At 55.5% G+C, this 14,420-nt stretch carries 13 protein-coding genes and 1 pseudogene; 5 read left to right on the top strand and 9 right to left on the bottom strand.

Annotation, left to right across the window (positions count from 1 at the left end; translation table 11 throughout):
* Positions 1-14: 14 nt before the first annotated feature.
* Positions 15-302, bottom strand: a complete 288-nt coding sequence (locus tag ACZRMS_RS23660) for a hypothetical protein (protein WP_369682858.1) — start codon at positions 300-302, stop codon at positions 15-17.
* A 56-nt stretch (positions 303-358) separates the two neighbouring features.
* Here ACZRMS_RS23660 and ACZRMS_RS23655 point away from each other — a divergent pair.
* Positions 359-863: pseudogene (locus ACZRMS_RS23655) on the top strand (cyclase family protein); the annotation flags it as partial.
* A gap of 388 nt (positions 864-1,251) precedes the next feature.
* On the top strand, positions 1,252-2,028 hold the full coding sequence (locus tag ACZRMS_RS23650; RefSeq protein WP_096143093.1) for an acyl-CoA thioesterase: 777 nt from the start codon (positions 1,252-1,254) through the stop codon (positions 2,026-2,028).
* On the opposite strand, the gene ACZRMS_RS23645 is transcribed toward ACZRMS_RS23650, so the two are convergent.
* From ACZRMS_RS23645 to ACZRMS_RS23610, 8 genes are all read right to left on the bottom strand, one after another.
* Positions 2,025-2,813, bottom strand: a complete 789-nt coding sequence (locus ACZRMS_RS23645) for an IclR family transcriptional regulator (RefSeq protein ID WP_096143094.1) — start codon at positions 2,811-2,813, stop codon at positions 2,025-2,027. The two genes, ACZRMS_RS23650 and ACZRMS_RS23645, sit on opposite strands and share 4 nt — an antisense overlap.
* A 110-nt stretch (positions 2,814-2,923) precedes the next feature.
* Complete coding sequence (locus tag ACZRMS_RS23640; protein WP_096143095.1) at positions 2,924-3,529, bottom strand: sarcosine oxidase subunit gamma; 606 nt, start codon at positions 3,527-3,529, stop codon at positions 2,924-2,926.
* A 1-nt stretch (position 3,530) separates the two neighbouring features.
* A complete protein-coding gene (locus ACZRMS_RS23635) occupies positions 3,531-6,428 on the bottom strand; it encodes a 2Fe-2S iron-sulfur cluster-binding protein (protein ID WP_096143096.1) in 2,898 nt (965 codons plus the stop codon).
* Complete coding sequence (locus ACZRMS_RS23630; RefSeq protein WP_096143097.1) at positions 6,425-6,727, bottom strand: sarcosine oxidase subunit delta; 303 nt, start codon at positions 6,725-6,727, stop codon at positions 6,425-6,427. The genes ACZRMS_RS23635 and ACZRMS_RS23630 overlap by 4 nt, the downstream gene beginning before the upstream one ends.
* 24 nt (positions 6,728-6,751) lie before the next feature.
* A complete protein-coding gene (locus tag ACZRMS_RS23625; RefSeq protein ID WP_096143098.1) occupies positions 6,752-7,993 on the bottom strand; it encodes an FAD-dependent oxidoreductase in 1,242 nt (413 codons plus the stop codon).
* Entirely contained in the window at positions 7,975-8,880 is a 906-nt protein-coding gene (gene folD / locus ACZRMS_RS23620) for a bifunctional methylenetetrahydrofolate dehydrogenase/methenyltetrahydrofolate cyclohydrolase FolD (RefSeq protein WP_096143099.1), read from the bottom strand. The genes ACZRMS_RS23625 and folD overlap by 19 nt, the downstream gene beginning before the upstream one ends.
* Positions 8,877-9,743: a formyltetrahydrofolate deformylase gene (gene purU, locus ACZRMS_RS23615; RefSeq protein WP_096143100.1), complete on the bottom strand. Its 867-nt coding sequence runs from the start codon at positions 9,741-9,743 to the stop codon at positions 8,877-8,879. Before purU ends, folD begins: the two co-directional genes overlap by 4 nt.
* Positions 9,744-10,070: 327 nt before the next feature.
* Positions 10,071-10,676 (bottom strand): helix-turn-helix domain-containing protein, encoded by a 606-nt coding sequence (locus ACZRMS_RS23610; protein WP_096143101.1) that lies wholly within the window; start codon positions 10,674-10,676, stop codon positions 10,071-10,073.
* 294 nt (positions 10,677-10,970) lie between these two features.
* Here ACZRMS_RS23610 and ACZRMS_RS23605 point away from each other — a divergent pair, with 294 nt between their 5' ends.
* The 3 genes from ACZRMS_RS23605 (at position 10,971) to ACZRMS_RS23595 (ending at position 14,353) form a co-directional block, all read left to right on the top strand.
* Positions 10,971-11,204: a nuclear transport factor 2 family protein gene (locus ACZRMS_RS23605; protein ID WP_096143102.1), complete on the top strand. Its 234-nt coding sequence runs from the start codon at positions 10,971-10,973 to the stop codon at positions 11,202-11,204.
* A gap of 321 nt (positions 11,205-11,525) precedes the next feature.
* Positions 11,526-12,179: an NADPH-dependent FMN reductase gene (locus tag ACZRMS_RS23600; RefSeq protein ID WP_229752097.1), complete on the top strand. Its 654-nt coding sequence runs from the start codon at positions 11,526-11,528 to the stop codon at positions 12,177-12,179.
* 584 nt (positions 12,180-12,763) lie between these two features.
* Entirely contained in the window at positions 12,764-14,353 is a 1,590-nt protein-coding gene (locus ACZRMS_RS23595) for a methyl-accepting chemotaxis protein (RefSeq protein ID WP_326427865.1), read from the top strand.
* Positions 14,354-14,420: the final 67 nt, after the last annotated feature.

The following is a 14,420-nucleotide window of genomic DNA, read 5'->3' as shown; positions in this document are numbered from 1 at the left end:
TGACACGCATAGTCCTACTCGTCGCCCAGGCGATCATTGACAATCGCATATTCCATCCCAATCAGGGCTTGGCGAATCCTTTGAGGTCCTCGACGGTGTGACGTGTTGCCGCTAGACGAGTGGCGGCTACGTCGATGGGTGATCAAAAACTCCAAGATGTGCAGGAGCGAGTTTTCTTCGCCCAACGAGACCTCGCTCAGCCTAAAAGCGTGCCGCTCTCCACGCTTGGCGACAAAGGCACCTTTGCCCCGTTGCATTGTAATCAGGTCTTCAAATTTGAGTTGCGACAGCGCTTCACGCACCACAGCTCGGCAAACGGAGAACTGTTCGAACAATTTCCGCTCGCTCGGCAGTTGATGTTGGCCGTGGTATTTTGATCGATATGGGCAGACTCCGCGTCAAGGAATATGGACCGAGGTGAAATATTCAACCATATTGATCTCATAGCTGCCGCCAAGGCTCAGGGGGTTGAGATCCAGAAGCACGATATTTTTCTTATCCGGACTGGATGGATTGGTAGGTTTTATAAAGTTTCAGCGGAAGAGTTTTATGAAGATTTTTTAGAACCTGGCCTCAGCTTCAGCCCAGAGCTGGTCCATTGGTTTCATGAAATGGAAATTCCTAACCTTGTAACCGATACAATAGCCAGCGAAGTTACTGTCGATCCGGTGAGCGGCGTCCAATTACCTCTGCATAATGCACTTATGCGAAACCTAGGCGTGACATTCAGCGAGATCATCGCGCTGGATGCATTCGCTGGAGATTATGCGCGTGATGTGCAATGGACGTTTTTGTATACAGCAGCACTTTTAAAAGTTGTAGACGGAAGCGGGGCTCCGGTGAACCCTGTCGTGATTAAGTGAGGGGGCGAGGGAGCTCGTAATAAGGGGATTGTATAGATAGTATGGTGCTGGCCTGAACTGGGTCAGCGCCGATTGTAAAAAAATTAGATAACTTTTATGTTCGGTGAGGTGTGCCAGGTAGTTTTTGTACTTTTCTGAAATCCGATCGCGATCATCATAATGGCCAGCTTCCGTCGCCGTGGATTGCACGCCGATGGTAAGCCTAACATACCGCAGTAAATACCGCCTGTCGTCCAACTGCACTCTTGTTTGCTCGTGTAATCAACCGGTCACATAGCCACAGCAATCTCTCAGAGTCCTAATAAGCTTAACGCTTTAGGCTTGATGGTCTTTGTAAATTTTGAAGGTCAATCCTTCAAATTCCCAATATATCTGATCGGGGAATGCAATGAGTTCGTTAACCCAGATTTTTCAGCAGTTTAAAGCAACCGAACCGTTTCCTCCCCCATCAGACTGGCTTCAAGGACGAACGGTTTATGGTGGCTTGTCCGCCGCGCTTTCATTGCACATAGCGATGTTAGAGGCTCCAGCGCAGCTGCCCGCACTGGTATCTGCGCATGTGTCCTTTTTGAGTCCTTGCTCTGCATCTCAGACGTTCAGCGCGAAACACTTGTATGAGGGGAAGTCGCTGATCTCAATGGCGGCAGACACTGTTTCTGAAGATAGACATATTCTACATATGGTCATGCAGTTTGCTCGCCCCCGAGTGAGTAAGATTATCCACGATTTTACGCGAATGCCTGATGTAGGCGGTCCGCATATCTACCCAGTTTTAGTGTTGGACCATAATGCTCCTCCTTGCGCTCACAATTTTGAATTTCGTCCGGCAGGCGGTGCGTTACCGTTTTCAGGTGCAGCGATACCAGAGTTAATTGTCTGGGCTAGACATGTTGACGCCGAAGGCGTCGACGCCACTGTCGCGTTGATTGCACTCGCTGACTGCGTGCCGCCGGGTGTTAGTGCTTGTTTTGATACGCCCGCGTTGTTTAGCACTGTTTCTTGGGCGTTCGATTTACCAAACCCTTCAACTGTAGGTGATTGGTTTTTGATACGTACATTTAGCCTAAAAGCCGGTAACGGTTACTCTTTTCAAAGCTTAGATGTCTGGGATGAGAGTGGAGCGCAGGTATTAACGGGGCGCCAAACAGTAGCTATTTTCATCTAGCCCAATGGATTGGAATAACCTAGTTCGTTACTAATGCTCACACTGCTTGCCAGTAGTAATGCTCGAAATTGCTCTTTAACGTCCTCAGAATCCATCACAGCATCAGGGCCGGAAAGATTGATGGCGGCCACGACGTGTCCGTTATGATCTCTGATCGGCGCGGCAATTGCGGTTGAGTAATCGGATCGGTGCAATACCCAGCCCCTGTCTCGGTCTTCGCTAATCAAATTTTGTAGTTCAAGCAACGTACGCGGTGCGGGTGCTGGATAATCGTCCAGCCGGACAAGCTGGTATAACTGCCCTAGCTCTATTTCACTCAATGAGGTAAGGAGCATGCGGCCCATGGCCGTGCAATGACAGGCGATGCGCGTACCCACTGGGATGTTTACGGAAAGCCTTTGCGCGGCAAACGCCCGATACAGGTACAGGCTATCGGTCTGCTCGCGAATGCTCAGGTGGCAGGACAAAGAGGTGCGATCACGCAGTTCGTTCAGGTGCGGCATCGCTACTTCGACTAGGTCGCGACTGGCCAGATAACTGAAGCCATCGCTTATTACCCGTGCGCCGAGTTCGTACTGGGTGTTCTGCTTGTTCAGGTAACCCATGCTGGTTAACGTGAACAGAATGCGGTAAACCGCCGAGTTACTAACGCCCAGACGCTCGGCGATATCCTGCAGGCTCAGGTTGCGTGTGTGGGCGTTGAACATGCCCAGTACGCTGAGCCCGCGGGCGAGGGCGGGGACGCTGTAGTCGGCTTCCTTGGCGGACACTTCCGCTATGTTCATGGATACTCCTTGATAACGACCTTTCTACTATCTGTGGCTCCATGGTTTGCAGGCGGTCACATCATTGAAATCGCCACTGCCGGCAAACGGAGTTGCTGCAGGGATAGAGCTCACTGAAGTGTCTCTATCTTCAGCTCCTGCCCATCGAATTCGGCCATGGCATCCAGTACAGCGCCTTTGAAGTACGCAAGCGACGCGCGGTCGAAGAGGATCTGGAACGCCGGCTGCCCTATCGATCCAAGGTTGATCACGATCACGTTGATGCGCGCTGCAGAGGTCTGCGCAACGGCGCCTGGCGGGAACGCGGCAGGACGCAGGTCGACGCCGCAGAGCTTGGCCATGACCTCGGCGATGGACACGCCGCTCAAGTGAAGCCAGGCATGGCTGTCCTCCCGGGGCAGCAGATAGTTGGCGCTGTGATCCAGCTCCCAGCGCGCTTCCTCATCGGCGATGCGTTCGCCACGGTCCTGAAGACTGCCGAGGATCAGGTATTCAGTCTGTGACAGACGCGCCACATAGCTGCCATCGGCCTGAGTGATCGCCCGGTTCGGCGCATCCGGCAGGCTGAAGCCCCGGGCCTGCAAGTAATCGGCGCTCTGCTGACCGCGAAAGCCAACCCTCGGCACTTCGGTCAGGTCGACCAGCACACATTGTTGTAGAGCGCCGAGCTGAAGTGGAGCGGGTTCGATGTAGCTTTCTGTGTTGAGGCTCGACATGTCAGAGCTCCTGGCGCTGGTTTTCAGGATCGAAGAAAGGCAGTTTCACCACGGTGGCCTGGACTATCACGCCGTCCTCGACACGAATCGAAATCTGCTGCCCTGGCTGGCTTTGATCGAACGCGGCGTAGGCCAGACCGATGATCTTGTCCAGGGATTGCGAGTACTCGCAGGACGTCACGTTGCCGCTGATGTCCCGACCGCTGAGCACCAGATGGCCTTCCAGCGGTTGCGGACTGGCCTTGGGCAGCGTGAAACCCACCAGTTTGCGTTTCTGCGGCTGGGCTTCGAGGATGTCCACCGAGCGGCGGCCTACGAAGAACGGCTTGGTACGGCTCACCGCCCAACCCATGTCGATCTCGCCCGGATGGGTCATGCCGTCGGTGTCCTGACTGATGATCACGTGGCCCTTCTCCAGACGCAGCAGGCGTTGGGTTTCGACGCCGAACGGGCGGATATCGAAGGCTTTGCCGGCTTCCATCAATGCGTCCCACAGCTTCAATGCGTGACGAGCGGGAACGTGGATTTCATAGCCCAGTTCGCCGACGAAACCGACCCGCAGCAAGCGCGCCTTGATCCCCGCCACAGTGCCCTGACGCACACCCAGATAAGGAAAACCTTCAGCCGAAAGATCCAGATCCTGGCAGACCTTTTCCAGCACTTTGCGTGAATCCGGTCCTGCCACGTTGACCGCCGAAATCGCCGCCGTGACGTTGGCGATGTCCACATTCAGGCGCCACTGTGCGTTCCACTTGAGCATTTGCTGATAGATGCGATCAACGCCGCTGGTGGTGGCGGTGACGTAAAAATGGTGCTCGCCGAAGCGTGCGCACACGCCATCGTCAATGACCACGCCGTGCTCGTTGGTCATCAGCGCATAACGGGAGCGACCAATCGGCTGCTTGAGGAAGGCGAAGGTATACATGCGGTTGAGCAATTCGGCGGCGTCCGGACCGCGCACGTCCAGACCGCCCAAGGTCGATACGTCGATGATGCCGACCTTGTTGCGCACGCGCAGCGCTTCGGCCTGCATGCATGCCTCACGCTCGGTGGTCTTGCCGTAATAAGCCGGACGCTGCCAGATGCCGGCGGGCATCATTTTCGCGCCAGCCTCCACATGCCGTTTGTGCATTGGCGTCTGCCGGTAGGGGTCAAACGCACGCCCTGCGACGTGGGCCAGCTTCTCGGCCTCAAAGGGCGGACGAGCTGTGGTGACGCCGGTTTCGCTGATGCTGCGCTGGGTCGAAGCAGCAACCAGTCGCGCTGTCGGCAATGCCGAATGACGCCCCTGGGATGGGCCCATTCCTACAGTGGAGTAGCGCTTGACCAGTTGCACGTCGCGGTAGCCGATTTTGGTGGCGTTGATGATGTCGCGCACTTGCAGGTCTTCATCGAAATCGACGAAATCCTTGCCTTTGGGGTGCGGGAAGATCGGCCACGGGAAGTTGACCTGCGCTTCAGGGCGCATCGCCAGCGGCTTGGCGGCCAGATCCAGATCAAGCGCCATGACGATATCGGCAGCGGCATGAATGGCGTCGGCCAGCACGTTGTCCAGCGCGTGATAGCCGTGGGCCGAGCCCGCAACGCTGAGGTTTTTCGGCAGACCGCTGAGGTTGAACTCCGCCAGTTGGTCGTCGTAGGCCAGCTTACCACCGGCCTGACACAGCAGCTGATAGACCGGCATGTAGCCGCCGGACATGCACAGCAGATCGCAATCGACAACCAACCCGCTGCCGGCGACCTGACCTTGCCCGGTGATCGTGCGGATGTCGGCGCCGCTGACGTGATGCATGCTTTTTTCGTGCAGCGCCTCAAAAACCGTGCTGCCGAGATGGCAGGTGATGCCGCGCTTTTCCAGCGCCAGCAGCAGTGCGCGGTCGGCGGGGTTCCTGCGCATGTCCACCAGCGCAGCCACTTCTACGCCCTGATCGTGCAGGTCCAGCGCGGCCAGATAACCGTCATCGTTGCCCGTCAGCACCACAGCGCGCTTGCCCGGCTTGACTGCGTAGAGCTTCATCAGGCGTTGCGCGGCACTGGTCAGCATCACGCCAGGCAAATCGTTGTTACGAAAAATCACCGGCTGGTCGAACGAACCACTGGCGATCAGGCATTGCGTGGCGCGCACTTTGTACATGCGCTTGCCCTGAATCACCGGCAGGTAGTTGTCAGTGAACCAGGCGTTGCAAGTGGATTTTTTCAACACGCGAATGTTGGCGTGGCCTTCGACGGCGCTGACCAGTTCACGGCGCACGGTCTCGGCGCGAGTGCCTTCGAGATCGAAGCGGGCGTAAGTCAGCGAGCCGCCGAGGACCGGCTGTTGCTCAATCAGCAGCACTTTGGCGCCAGCGTTGGCGGCAGTCAGTGCGGCCTGAAGACCGGCAGGGCCTGCGCCGATCACGGCCAGATCAGCGAACAAATAGGCTTTGTCGTAATACTCGGGCTGGAATTTCAGATCGAGCACGCCCAGGCCGGCCTTCTTGCGAATGATCGGCTCCCAGAGTTTCCACGCGCCCTTCGGCTTGTAGAACGAGCGGTAATAAAAGCCCACCGGCATGAACTTGGAGAACTTGCCGAGGTAAGCGTCCTTGTCGTTGTCCAGCGAGCCGTTGAAGTTCTGCCCGGTGACCTGCACGCCGCTTTCCAACAAGTGACTGTCGGCCAGCACGTTGGGCTCGCTGGGCAACTGCACCAACGTGTTGGCGTCTTGCCCGGCCATGGTCAGGGGGCCGCGTGGTCGGTGGTATTTGAACGAGCGAGACAGCAGAAAGCGGCCGTTGGCAAGCAGGGCGCTGGCGATGCTGTCGCCGGCAAAGCCCTGATACGGCTTGCCATCGAAACTGAAATCCAGCGGCTGACTGCGGTCGATTAACAGACCCATGGGGGCGGGAAGGCGGCTCATCGGGCGGTCTCCTTGGCAGCGACGACGAACTCGACGCGCTGGCTGAACAGCTCTTTGGGATCGAAGGTGAGCAGGATTTCGTCGCTGCCGGTGTGACGCTCGGCCAGGAACCAATAGCTGGACGGGTTGTGAATCCACCATTCGCGAACCACACCCAGAACGTCTTCGCTGTTGAACACGTAATCGGCCCACTCGGCGTCGCTGCAGGTCTGAGGATCGGGCATCTGCTTGAACTCGCCGCCGTAGGTGAATTCGCTGATATTGCGCGGCCCGTTGAGCGGGCAAGTCATGATTTTCATCTCTCTCTCCTTACTCAATGGCGGTCAGTGACTGGCCGCTGTCGCGCCCATTTCGTTGACTTGCTGGAAGGTCGAAAACCGCTCCAGACCGAACGGTCTAATCAGTTCCGGCACCTTGCCGCCGCTGGATACAAGCTCAGCCATAGTCTTGCCGCAGATCGGCGTGGCCTTGAAACCCCAAGTGCCCCAGCCAGCGTCCAGGTAGTAATTCTTCACCGGCGACAGGCCCATGATCGGGCTGTAATCCGGGGTCATGTCGGTGATCCCGGCCCACTGGCGCATCAGCTTGGCGTTGGCCAGGAACGGGAACATTTCGATGGCGTGGGCCAGCAGGCTTTCTTTCAGATCGAGTGTCGAGCGGGTGTTGAACAGCGGGTAGGGATCGGAGCCGCCGCCGAACACCACTTCGCCACGGCTGGTCTGTTGCACGTAGCAGTGCAGGGCGGACGAACTCACCAGCGGGTCGAGGAACGGCTTGAACGGCTGGGTGACCATGGCTTGCAGCGGGAAGGTCTGGATCGGCGAGCGAATCCCGGCCTTCTTCATCAGCTGCGAGCTCATGCCTGCGACGGCCTGAACCGCGCAGCCGCACTTGATGGTGCCGCGATTGGTTTTAACCGCCGTGATGGTGCCGTTTTCGATGACCAGTTCCTGAACTTCAGTGAGCTGATGAATCTCCACGCCACGCTTGGCCGCCTGCTTGGCGTAACCCCAGGCCACGGCATCGTGCCGCGCCGTGGCGCCGTCGATGTGCCACAGGCCGGCAAGTACGGGGATGTGCCCCGGATCAAGGTTGAGCGACGGCACCAGTTCGCGAATCTGCTGGCGGTCGATCATCTCGGTGCGACCTCCGAAGTGTTTGTTGACCTCGGCGCGCTGACGAAACGAACGCACAGTGGCGTCGGTGTGGGCCAGGGTCAGCTGGCCCCGGTGCGAATACATGATGTTGAAGTCGAACTCGTTGGAGAGGCCTTCGAACATGCGCACCGATTCGGCGTAGAAACGCACGCCTTCGCTGGTCAGGTAATTGGAGCGGATCACGGCGGTGTTTCGCGCCGTGTTGCCGCCACCCAGATAGCCTTTTTCCAGCACCGCGATGTTGGTGATGCCGTGGTATTTCGACAGGTAGTACGCGGTGGCCAGGCCATGGCCGCCGCCACCGATGATCACCACGTCGTAGGAGGATTTGAGTTCTTTCGGCGCAGGCAGATCGACCTCGACCGGGTATTCCGAGCTGAGCCCGTATTTCAGGAGATTGAAAGGCATACGGCCTCCAAGGGGCTGCTGTGCAATTGGGACTGCTGAACGGCAGCGGTCACGGTGTTTTTCATCAGGAAGGCGATTGTCATCGGCCCGACGCCACCCGGCACCGGGGTGATCGCCGAAACCTGGGGCAGGGCGCTGTCGAAATCGACGTCACCCACCAGGCGGCTGCGGCCGTCTTCTTCAATACGGTTGATGCCGACGTCGATGACCACTGCACCTGGCTTGAGCCAGCTGGCGTCGATCATCCGTGGACGGCCGACGGCGGCGACGACGATGTCGGCCTGACGACACAGAGCCTTGGCGTCGACACTGCGTGAATGCACCACGGTCACCGAGCAATGGGCCTTGAGCAGCAGGGCTGCCATGGGTTTGCCGACGATGTTCGAGCGGCCGATGACCACTGCGTGCTTGCCGCTCAGGTCACCGCAGGCGTCTTCGAGCAACCGCATGCAGCCGCTGGGCGTGCAGGGCGTCAGCACATCGCGCCCCTGGCTCAGGCCGCCGACGTTTTCGCTGTGAAAACCGTCGACGTCCTTGCCCGGCGCGATGGCCTGCAGGACACGGGTTTCTTCGATGTGTGCAGGCAGCGGCAACTGCAGGAGGATGCCGTTGACGCCGTCGTCTGCGTTCAGTTCGGCGATCAGCTTGAGCAGCTGCGCTTGGGAGGTGTCTGTGCTCAGGCGGTACTCCAGCGAGCGGATCCCGGCCTCTTCAGCGCGCAGGATCTTGTTGCGCACGTAGACCTGACTGGCCGGGTCCTGACCCACCAGAATCACTGCCAGCGCAGGCTCGATGCCTTCGAGTTTCAGGTTTTGCACGTCGGCTTTGACGTGGGCGAGTACGCGGGCGGCTGCGGCTTTGCCATCGATTATTTTGGAAGTGCTCACCGGAAGATCACCGTTCTGTCCTTATTGAGGAAAACCCGGTGCTCCAGGTGGTATTTCACCGCCTTCGACAAGGCAACGGTTTCGGTGTCACGACCGGTGGCGACGAGATCATCCGGCAGATACACGTGATCCACGCGCTGCACTTCCTGTTCGATGATCGGGCCTTCGTCCAAGTCGCTGGTGACGTAATGGGCGGTGGCGCCGATCAGCTTCACGCCGCGCTCGTAAGCCTGGTGGTAAGGCTTGGCACCTTTGAAACCAGGGAGGAACGAGTGGTGAATGTTGATGGCCCGGCCTGACAGTTGCTTGCAGAGGTCATCGGAGAGGATCTGCATGTAGCGGGCGAGGACCACCAGATTGGTGTCGGTCTCGTCGACCACTCTCATCAGCGCTGCTTCCTGCTGGGCCTTGGTGTCCTTGGTCACCGGCAGGTAGATGAAACGAATGCCTTCGCGCTCGGCCATGGGGCGCAGGTCGAGGTGGTTGGAAACGATGGCGGTGATGGTCATGTCCATCTCGCCCTTGTGGTAGCGGTAGAGCAGGTCGGTGAGGCAGTGATCGAACTTGCTCACCATGAGCAGCACACGCATGGGCGCGCGGGTGTCGTGCAGTTCCCACTGCATATCGAACGCCTTGGCCACGTCTTCGAAACCGGCCTTGAGCTGGGCGATGTCGCCGGCGTGACCGTCGTTGAAACGGAACACCGCGCGCATGAAGAATTTGCCGCTGAATTCGTCGTCGAACTGCGCCATTTCACCGATGTAGCAGCTGTTGCCCGCCAGGTACGAGGTGACCGCCGCAACGATGCCGGAGGTCGCCGGACAGCTGATCTTGAGAATGAAATGGTTCTTTTCGTGTTGCATGGCATGTCCTCTGGAAGATGGCGGCAGTTCAGCAAATGGCTAACGATCAGCGCGAGAAATTCAGGGGTGAACAGGTAATTCGTGGATGAATAAAATTTCCTATCAGGAATTAAATATTCTCAAAGACTGTTTTATAGGCGAAAGGAAATGACCCGTCCAGAGGTTTCTGGAAACATTTTTAACTGGTGGGAATTATTGACTGGCTATGCTCTGTGGGAGCGCGGCGCTGAGCTGTAGCAAGCCGGCTTGCCAGCGACAGCGATTATGAAGGCGCGATCGTCGGTAAGCAGGACTGCCCGGGGATGGGGTGTGTAGCGATGAAAGGTTTTATTCCGCTGAACCGCCGTAATTCATGATCGACAACAACCGTATCGGCACCTGCACCAGTTCTTCCGGCCCATGAGGGATGTCGCCGTCGAAGGTCAGGCTGTCGCCCGCTTCCATGTGATACAGCTGATTGCCGTGGCGATACACCAGTTCGCCTTCCAGCAGATGCAGGAACTCCGTGCCCGGGTGAGAGAAGGTCGGAAATTCTTCGCTGGCGTCGTCCATGGTCACCATGTATGCCTCGAAACTCTTCTTCGGCCCGCGGGTGTGGTTGAGCAGGTGGTAGGTGTGGCCCTTCTCGGTGCCGCGTCGCACTACTTCCAGTCCTTCGTCATGCTTGACAAGCAGGGCGCTACTGCCTTGCTGGTCGTACTGGCTGAACAGCTTGGACATGGGCATGCCAAGCACGTCGCACAAGCGGCTCAGGTTATCCAGACTGGTGGAGACCTGAGCATTCTCGATTTTACTCAACATGCCCTGGCTGATTCCTGCGATGCGCGCAACATCGGACAGCTTCAATTCCTGCGCTTGCCGCTGACGCTTGATTTGGATACCCAGATATTGCTCAAGCTTCAACTTCGGTTGTTGTTCTACGGGCGTATTCATCGGGTATGCACGGTTTCCGTTCAATAAAATTAAATTCGCACCAGGAATGTGCGATTTGATTTATGGCTGCTCTATCTGCGACAGGATTATTCCCCTAGTGAAAACGATTTTCACATATGCAGAGCGGAAATTCCCCTTTATCAGCCTTTTTTTGCGCGCATTGCCGAGTTGGCAAGAGGCTTGCATTCCTGTTGAGAAAATAAGTTTCCTGCTTGGAATAAATAGCCACCAGGCAACAGAACTCTCATGCGTAGTTTTTCACCAGGAGTGAATGAATAGGATGTCGGGACGACTTTGCGTGGTCGCGATACGATCAGAGCTGCACTCGCCAAACGGTTCGCAGACTCTCCCGATATTCAGTGGACTGAAGGAAAAAACTGGATTATTGGCAACAAAGCACTCAGTGAGTGGCGTGTTCGTGGCACTGCTCCGGGGGGCGCTAACATCGATATAGTCGGCTGCGATCTATGGGAGTTTGAAGACGGGCTTATCGTCAAGAAAGACACCTACTACAAACAGAAAACATGATCGCAATGCTTCCTGCTAGTGACTGAAGCGCTAAGCTGTTGAGTTTATTTTAAAAGTGCCTCAGCAGTATGCGCAACAATGGTCACGAGCGGGATTGTTGTAGGCGAATTAAATATGCTTATTGGCAGTCAGTGCGCTTAATGGAATTGCGGGCGTGTGTTCACGACTCTTATGAAATGTCGATGAGCTTGTGGCTGTTGCTTGTAGTGGCCTGTCTCATATGAAATTAGCATTTGTAACGCTACTCCTGACGCGGGGAGCGGGTTTGAGTGATTCTATTTCTGAATAAATATCTACATCTTAACTAAGCGGATGATGACAATGCAAAAAATAATTAGAGAGGCAACACAAAACCTGTATGTGGATCCTGCTAACGCGGCCAAGACGGGGGATAGCTATATGTGTGAAGCGTCGCCCCAATTGATAATTGGCATTGGCGGTACAACCCGACCAGGCTCGTCGACAGAGCGAGCGTTGCGCATGGCATTAAAGGCAGCTGAGGAGCAGGGCGCGCGGACGATACTTTTTGACGGTCCTTTCCTTGCCTCCCTTTCCATGTATGACCCAGCTTCGGAACGTAGCGACGCAGAAAGAGAGTTGATCGAGGCTGTACGTAGTGCTGATGGACTAATTATTGCTAGCCCTGCTTACCACGGCGGCGTATCAGGTTTGGTGAAAAACGCGCTCGACCTGCTTGAAGAGACGTCTAAGGATACACGTCCGTATCTACATGGCCGACCGGTAGGACTGATTGTGACGGCGTATGGTTGGCAAGCAACTGGCGCTACCCTGGCTTCTCTGCGCACCATCGTTCACGCTCTGCGTGGTTGGCCGACACCATTTGGCGCTGGTTTTAACACCTTAGAGTCTCGATTCAGTGATGATGGGAGTTGTTCCGATGGTTCGGCTGCCAACTTGCTGGCACTGGTGGCGCAGCAAGTAATGAGCTTCAGTTTTCTTGATAAGAAAGCATAAGTAGTGGCCGTTTTTCCAAGTTCACAATAGTTCGATGGAGTACCGTATCGTTTATTCGTATGCAGGGCTATCGACAGGAGCATGTCAAGCTATGGCTGCCGATGGCAATCAAAGCTGATAATCCTTGTCGTATGCCATCATTTGGATGACTACGTGCGACCGAATGTCCAAGCACATAGCGTCGCCATGCTTAAAAGCATAGTTTTCGGTGCCTGCATTTAAATATATATTGTTGGTCTCGGTTACCAAGGGTGTTATTGGTTTTGATTGAGAGCGGCCGAAGAGTCGAGGGTTTATTTTTGTTGATGAGTACTCCATTGAGCCAAGACGATGGATGGAGTGTATAACCTCAATAAAAAATACCATAGCCTGTAGCCGGTGGCGTATTGATTCAGAATACTGGGCCTCATCGCTGCGTCGCTTGCGAGATATTAAAATATTTGTTGGTGCTCGATAAAGGGGCACCCATGTGTTGCCGCGGTGTAGGTGCGCACGCGTGCATATTTTCCATCTTGCGTTAATAACAATCACATAAGTTGATTGTTCTTCTGCTCTGCGATGCGTCCTGAAGGGGAACTGTATTAATGCTCAAAAATATATCGTTAATGTTTAAGCTCTCTTTGCCGCCAGCTGCGGCGCTTATTGGCTTGCTGCTGTTCGTAGCCTATACGGCCCTCCAGCTTGATAATAATGATGTCCGGCTCGTGACCCTGGAAGAACGAAGCTATCCGACTCTTGAAAATGCCGATGCGGTGATTTTCCAATTTTCCCGCGTGCCTGGCCTTCTTAATAACGCGGTCTCCGCTGGAGAAATGGGAACCTTTAACGATGCGCAAAAAGTTCTGGCGGAGATTGGTGTTAAGCAGCGAGCACTGCAAAATTTAACCCAAGAGCAACCTCCGCGAAATGAAGAACTGATCGCATGGATTGCCGCCGTAAAACGCTATACCGAAAATGCATTTTCGGCCACCGAGCTATTGTTAAAAGGTGCAGCTTTTGAGGATCTGCGCCCAAGCCTGGACCGTATGGCAAGCGATTTGGATCAAGCGGAAAAAGCAGGGGATTTATTTCGTAGCCACGCCTATGAGGATTTCCATACCAACCTATCGAAAACTCGTACCGAGAACGTTACGACCACTCGAGTGGGGTATGGTCTGAGCATAATCCTGGCTTTATTGGTAAGCATTGGTTCGGCAATGGTGATTCACCGAGTCATGAGCAACGTTCATGGCGTGATCACATCCCTTCGATCTATTGCCAGCGGAGACGGCGACCTCACTCGCCGCGTCAACGTCGAAACACACGACGAAATAGGAGTGATGATCAAGCTTTTCAACAGTTTCCTCGATAAGTTGCAGGTCACCATGCGGCAAATCATTGATGCTGCCGGTCCGTTGGAGCAAATGTCCAAAGACTTGTATCACCTGACCCAGGACACTGAAGAAAACGCACGCTCGCAAGAAGGCCACACCGACTCTATCAGCCGCGACATTTCTGCAATGACGCAAAGCATTCAGGAAGTGGCTCACCGCTCTCAGCAAGCCTCAGAAGTGGCGGCCGCTGCCTCCAAACAAGCAGAAACTGCACGGCAGAATATAGATAATTTGTCTTCCAGCATCAGTGACTTGGGCGGTAGTGTTTTGGGATCGGTGCAAGCGATGCAGCAGCTGGAAGAGGAGACGCAGCAGGTAGGCTCGGTACTAACAGTGATACGCAGCATTGCTGAACAAACAAATTTGCTGGCGCTCAACGCCGCTATCGAAGCTGCCCGGGCTGGCGAGCAGGGTCGTGGATTTGCCGTGGTGGCTGATGAGGTGCGCAATTTGGCCCAAAAAACAGCCATTTCAACGGCAGAAATTCAAACGATCATTCAGCGTTTGCAACTCAGTGCAAATGGTGTTTTGAACGTCATGACGCTCAACGGGGAAAAAGCTGAAGCGAGTATTGAGCGTTCCGTTGAGGCTACTCATACCCTTGAAGTCATCGCTAAATCCGTTCGTCAGATCGATGTGCTCAACGCAGGTATCGCTCAATTTACCCAAGAGCAGATCAGTCTATCTAAGTCGATTCAGAACGATACCGAAGTTCTTCAGACAGACACCCAAACAACCACCCATGGGGCCGACGCAATCGCGCGTTTAGGGAATCTCCGAACAAGTTTTCAAATGTGCTGAAATACGCCTGACCACCTGATCCGAGCCGCCTATGAGCCAGATGAGCTTTTCCGATTTCGAATACGCC

The organism is Pseudomonas sp. B424 (assembly GCF_055408345.1).
Note: the sequence above shows the minus strand (reverse complement) of the source record. Positions and strands in the feature narration are given on the sequence as shown.

Coding starts and splice junctions, on each gene's coding strand:
- ACZRMS_RS23650 (WP_096143093.1), top strand. CDS start 1,252: ATGAGTTCGTTAACCCAGATTTTTCAGCAGTTTAAAGCAACCGAACCG.
- ACZRMS_RS23630 (WP_096143097.1), bottom strand. CDS start 6,727: ATGAAAATCATGACTTGCCCGCTCAACGGGCCGCGCAATATCAGCGAA.
- ACZRMS_RS23635 (WP_096143096.1), bottom strand. CDS start 6,428: ATGAGCCGCCTTCCCGCCCCCATGGGTCTGTTAATCGACCGCAGTCAG.
- ACZRMS_RS23645 (WP_096143094.1), bottom strand. CDS start 2,813: ATGAACATAGCGGAAGTGTCCGCCAAGGAAGCCGACTACAGCGTCCCC.
- ACZRMS_RS23595 (WP_326427865.1), top strand. CDS start 12,764: ATGCTCAAAAATATATCGTTAATGTTTAAGCTCTCTTTGCCGCCAGCT.
- ACZRMS_RS23600 (WP_229752097.1), top strand. CDS start 11,526: ATGCAAAAAATAATTAGAGAGGCAACACAAAACCTGTATGTGGATCCT.
- ACZRMS_RS23610 (WP_096143101.1), bottom strand. CDS start 10,676: ATGAATACGCCCGTAGAACAACAACCGAAGTTGAAGCTTGAGCAATAT.
- ACZRMS_RS23640 (WP_096143095.1), bottom strand. CDS start 3,529: ATGTCGAGCCTCAACACAGAAAGCTACATCGAACCCGCTCCACTTCAG.
- purU (WP_096143100.1), bottom strand. CDS start 9,743: ATGCAACACGAAAAGAACCATTTCATTCTCAAGATCAGCTGTCCGGCG.
- ACZRMS_RS23625 (WP_096143098.1), bottom strand. CDS start 7,993: ATGCCTTTCAATCTCCTGAAATACGGGCTCAGCTCGGAATACCCGGTC.